We start from the raw sequence: 4,662 nt of genomic DNA, 5'->3' as shown, positions 1-4,662 counted from the left end.
CCCATGAAGGACACCCGGCCTTGACGTTCTCCGCCCCCACAACGGGCCACCTCACCACCCCGGACGGCACCCACCTCGCTTACCGCGACCACGGCACCGGCACCGGCACCGGCAACGGCGGCAAAGGCACCGGCAGCGGCACCGGCGTCCGTGGGGCCCGGCCCCCACTCCTCCTCCTGCACGGCCTGGCCGGCCACATGGGGGAGTGGGACGACCTCCTGGCCCCGCTGCTCGCGGACGGGCACAGGGTGGTGACGTACGACGCCCGAGGCCATGGAGCCAGTACGCGCACCCCGCGGGACATGACCCGGTCCGCCGCCGTACGGGACACCCTGGCGCTCATCGAGGCCCTGGACCTGGCCCCCGTCACCCTCGTCGGCCAGTCCCTGGGCGGTCACACGGCCCTCCTCACCGCGGCCTCCCACCCAGCCCTGGTGCACTCCCTCGTCCTGATCGAGGCGGGCCCGGGCGGCCCCAACCCCGCCCTTCCCTCCGACATCGCCGGATGGCTGGACAGCTGGCCCGTCCCGTTCCCCACACCCGCCTCCGCGACCGACTTCTTCGGCCACGAGGCCTGGTCACGCAACCTGGAACAGCGCCCCGACGGCTGGTACCCCCGAGTCGACCGCTCCACCACGCTCGCCGCGATCGCGGAACTGGCCACCACCGCGTACTGGCCGGACTGGACCCGCGTCACCTGCCCCACCCTGGTCGTACGAGGCGCCAAGGGCACCATGCCGGACCCGGAGGTGACCGACATGCTGACCCGCCGCCCCACCACCCACCTCACGACCGTCGCGGAGGCGGGCCACGACGTACACCTGCACCAGCCGGAACGCCTTTACACCGCCCTGAGATCCTTCTTCCGCACACTGGAGACGAGAGTGTGAGACGGCGGGAGAGGACATGAGCGGCTGATGCTGGGACAGATAGCCAGGTTCGCGCTGACCGGCGTCTTCAACACGGCCACGTACTACGGCCTCTACCTGCTCCTTCTCCGCGCCACGGTCCCGTACCTCGCGGCGCACGTGCTGGCCTTCGCCGTGAGCGTGGTCGGATCGTTCTTCGCCAACTGCTGGTTCACCTGGCGCACGGGCCCGACCTGGCGGAAGTTCGCGGTCTTCCCCCTGACCGTGGCGGCCAACTTCACCCTCACCACCGTGGGCGTGTGCGTCGCCACGGAAGTCCTCGGCGCCGACAACCGCACCGCACCCCTGCTCGCCACGGCACTCGCCGTCCCGGTCACGTTCCTCGCGACCCGGTCGGTCATGCTCCGCAGAACCGGGCATCCAGCGACCGGGGAGCCCCCGCACGACCGGGCACCGCACCCGACGACGACACCGCACCCGGCGACGGACCGGCACTCGACGACGGCACCGCACCCGGCGACGGACCGGCACTCGGCGACGGGACGACACCCGATGGCGGGGCCGCAGCCGGGCCCGCAGCCGGGCCCGCCCGACAAGGTCGGCAGCGGCCGGTCGACACACGCCTAGCCATGGGTGTCAACGGGTGTCAATGGGCGTCAGTGGGGGCAACGGGGGTCAGTGAGGGGCAACGGGGCTCAACGGGTATCCAGGCCGTCGCGATCGAGTGCTCCTCGGATCTGGCGGAGCCACTCCGCGGCCAGTCGGCGCCCGTTCGGGAGTTGGTCGCCTCGATCCCAGCGCCACGTTGTGATCATCGCCAGCACGAGGATCCGGCACTGGCGCAGCAAGTCCTGATCGACACCCGGACAGTGCTCGCTGACTTCTTCGGGCGCATGGGCGAGGTCGAATTCGACGGGCCCACGGCAACACGTCTCAAGGTCTATGAACAGCAGCCCGTTCTTCGTGGTGAGCACGTTGCCCGGGTGCGGCTCGCCGTGCAGCAGCTGCTCGGCGGCGCCGCCGCGCTCGCCGATCACTCGTCTCAGGCTTCGTAACGTGTCGCCGAGCAGCTCCCGGTCCGCGTCGGCGAGCGCCGGAGTGCGGTCGCGGTCCGCCAGGAGTCGTTGAGCCTGCTCGACCCGATCCGTGAAGTGCGGCGCCGGGACATCGAGCTCGCGCATGCCGGCGTGCAGCCGCTCGAGCGCATCGGCGTAGTCGGCTGGTGAGACCTCTTGAGGTGTCACGGGTTCGTAGTAGGTCCACAGCGTGACCACGAAGCCGTCACGCTCATGGACGCGCGGCTCCACCCGGGGCTCGAGAGCAACCACAGGGCACCCGGATTCGGCGAGCCGCTGCGCAAGATCGACTTCGAACTGCGCGACCTGGTCCGCCACAGGTGCCACCCGGGCCAGGACGTCACAGGGCAGCAGACGCAGAGTGAGCTTGTTCGAGTCCTGAAGAACGATCGCGTCGTCGACTGTCAGGCCGAGTGATGAGGCGGTCGACATGGCCGCGGCCACCGCACGCGGGACCTCTGACGCCTGCACCGTCCCCCGACCCCTCTTCCCTGAGCACTGCCATGACTCTCCGAGCGGTGCCGTCCTCATGTGCTGCGGCGACAACGCCGAAGTCCCTGTACGGCATGGTAGTTGCCGCGGTTCGCAGGAGGTCAGTGGGCGATGCTACGGCGCGTGGATCACCGGCCGGGGCGGGGGCGCCGCCCCGGCCTGGGGCCCTTCGGTCAGTCGCCGATCCGCGGCAGAAGGGAGACGATCCTGCTGCCGTCCCGGGCGACCAGCACGTCCTCGTAGAGCAGGAGCTGGGGCACCCCGAGGCTGGGCCCCGGACCCGGCTCGCTGATGTCGACGTGACCGCGCCAGACCTGCTCACCCGTGCGCAGATCGAGGCCGGACAGCTCTCCGGTCGGGCTGAGGAAGTACACGATCCCCTGCCTCTCCGACACCACGGGAGAGGCGATCTCCGGCGCCGTGGCCTCGTCGGGCATCTTGACACCCACTGGGGCGGTCCACAGGGTCTTTCCCGTGGTCAGCGAGTAGGCCGAGGCCTCGCCCTCCCAGGACACGGAGATCAGACGATCACCGAGGACATCCGAGACGGCCGACCCCTCCTTGAGTCGATAGGCGCGTGAGGTCCGCTCCCCCGAGCCGCTGATGGTGGTCAGCTGCAGGTCCTTGCTGCCCGAAGCCTTCACCCCGAGCAGGAACAGCCGGTCCCCCGAGGCCCCGGCGAACTGCTGCATGCCGGGGAGGGTCATGACCTTCTCGGCCCTTCCGGTGGCGGGATCGAGACGGAAGACGTCGGTGCCGTCCGGCTCCTCGACGTCCCTCATGCACGCGAGATAGGGCACACCGCTCAGCACCGCCCGCTGACACGCGATGTTCTCGTCCCAGGTATGGCGCCACTTCTCCTTACCGGTCAGCGGATCGAGGGCCGACATCGTGTGCAGCGTCGGGGTGTTGGCCAGCACCGCGCCGTCGATGAGCATGGCGGCCTGATCGGTGCGGTTGTCCTGCGACATCTCGACCTTCCACAGCAGAACACCGGTGTCGGCGTCCACCGCCATCAGATCGGTACCGCCCACGTAGTCCGCGTTCGGCGCTTTCTCCCCGGTGTGATTGCGGTAGGCGTAGACCACGCCGTCGCGCACGGCGAACGGGTGGTCGATCCCGTCGCCCTCGCGATTGACCTTGACGGTCCACAGCCGCTCGCCGGTCTTGGCGTCCAACTTCGCGACGTCGTACTTGGACCCGCTGCAGTACAGCGCGGAACCGTCCACCAGGCAGCCCCGCTCGCTGACGCCCGGGGTGTCGCTCTGCCACGGCTTCCAGCCCTCCGGCGACACCGCTGGCCGCACAGGCCGGTCCTGCTCGGCCGCACCGCCGCCCCCGAAGCCGAACGCCGCCCCCACGGTGATCGCGACAACGGCCACCGCCGCTCCCGCGGCCTGCGAGAAACGGCGCCGACCGCGCCGCCGTACCACCTTCTCGACCAGGTCCCCGGGCGCCCGCACCCGGTCCAGATCGACCGCGTGCAACGTCTGCCGGACCTTCTCCTCCACCTGCTCCGTCGTCATCCCCGGACCCCCTTCGGCGTGTAGCTGACCGGCTGCACCTGTTCCACGGGCCCTTCGGGCCCGAGCTCCGGTACGAGCACCCGGAGCTTGGCGAGCGACCGGTGCGCCGTACTGCGCACCGTGCCGACCGGACACCCCAGCAGCGCCGCGACCTCGGACTCCGGCAGATCCTCGAAGTAGCGCAGCACGACCACGGTCCGCTGCCGCTTCGTCAGCTGCCCGAGCGCCGCCCACAGCGCGATCCGCAACTCGGACTCCGACCCGGCGTCGGCGTCCCCGCCGGACTCGGGCAGTACGGGCACCGTCGTCTCGGCGCGGTGCCTGCGCAGCCGCCAGCGGCTGACCTGCTGGCGGTACAGGACCTGGCGTACGTACGCCTCGGGCTGCTCGATGTGCGCCCAGCGCCCGTATGCCTTCATCAGCGCGATCTGCAGCAGATCCTCCGCGGCATGCCGGTCCCCGCCGGTGAGCAGCACCGCGAGCCGCAGCAGCGCGGTGGAGCGCATCGCTACGAATTCCCGGAACTCGTCGTGACTCGAGGCCTTCATCGACCCTCCCCTTCTGGCAACCATCACGACGCGATGAGCCGGCCGCGGCTATCCCTCGGCGGGCGAGAATCTGTGTTCACACCGAGTCGGTGATCGCCTTCGCAGGGCAGGACATGAACATCCAGGCTGGACGGGCAGCGGGCCTCGGGGG

At 70.4% G+C, this 4,662-nt stretch carries 5 protein-coding genes; 2 read left to right on the top strand and 3 right to left on the bottom strand.

Annotation, left to right across the window (positions count from 1 at the left end):
• Positions 1-890, top strand: an 890-nt coding sequence (locus FNH04_RS41700; protein ID WP_322725391.1) for an alpha/beta fold hydrolase, incomplete at its 5' end; no start/stop codon positions are given.
• A gap of 27 nt (positions 891-917) precedes the next feature.
• Complete coding sequence (locus FNH04_RS49175) at positions 918-1,496, top strand: GtrA family protein (protein ID WP_322725390.1); 579 nt, start codon at positions 918-920, stop codon at positions 1,494-1,496.
• A 68-nt stretch (positions 1,497-1,564) separates the two neighbouring features.
• Here FNH04_RS49175 and FNH04_RS41690 read toward each other — a convergent pair whose 3' ends face one another.
• The 3 genes from FNH04_RS41690 to FNH04_RS41680 form a co-directional block, all read right to left on the bottom strand.
• A complete protein-coding gene (locus FNH04_RS41690; protein ID WP_322725388.1) occupies positions 1,565-2,416 on the bottom strand; it encodes a phosphotransferase enzyme family protein in 852 nt (283 codons plus the stop codon).
• 194 nt (positions 2,417-2,610) lie between these two features.
• A complete protein-coding gene (locus FNH04_RS41685; RefSeq protein ID WP_152791446.1) occupies positions 2,611-3,963 on the bottom strand; it encodes an outer membrane protein assembly factor BamB family protein in 1,353 nt (450 codons plus the stop codon).
• Positions 3,960-4,511 carry a SigE family RNA polymerase sigma factor gene (locus FNH04_RS41680; protein WP_152791445.1) on the bottom strand — a complete coding sequence of 184 codons (552 nt, stop codon included), beginning with the start codon at positions 4,509-4,511 and terminating at the stop codon, positions 3,960-3,962. The genes FNH04_RS41685 and FNH04_RS41680 overlap by 4 nt, the downstream gene beginning before the upstream one ends.
• Positions 4,512-4,662: the final 151 nt, after the last annotated feature.

The organism is Streptomyces phyllanthi (assembly GCF_009377205.1).
GTDB classification, from domain to species: domain Bacteria; phylum Actinomycetota; class Actinomycetes; order Streptomycetales; family Streptomycetaceae; genus Streptomyces; species Streptomyces phyllanthi.
Note: the sequence above shows the minus strand (reverse complement) of the source record. Positions and strands in the feature narration are given on the sequence as shown.

Bases quoted from the DNA above. Each gene is read 5' to 3' on its own strand.
- FNH04_RS49175 (WP_322725390.1), top strand. From the start codon at position 918: ATGCTGGGACAGATAGCCAGGTTCGCGCTGACCGGCGTCTTCAACACG.
- FNH04_RS41680 (WP_152791445.1), bottom strand. From the start codon at position 4,511: ATGAAGGCCTCGAGTCACGACGAGTTCCGGGAATTCGTAGCGATGCGC.
- FNH04_RS41685 (WP_152791446.1), bottom strand. From the start codon at position 3,963: ATGACGACGGAGCAGGTGGAGGAGAAGGTCCGGCAGACGTTGCACGCG.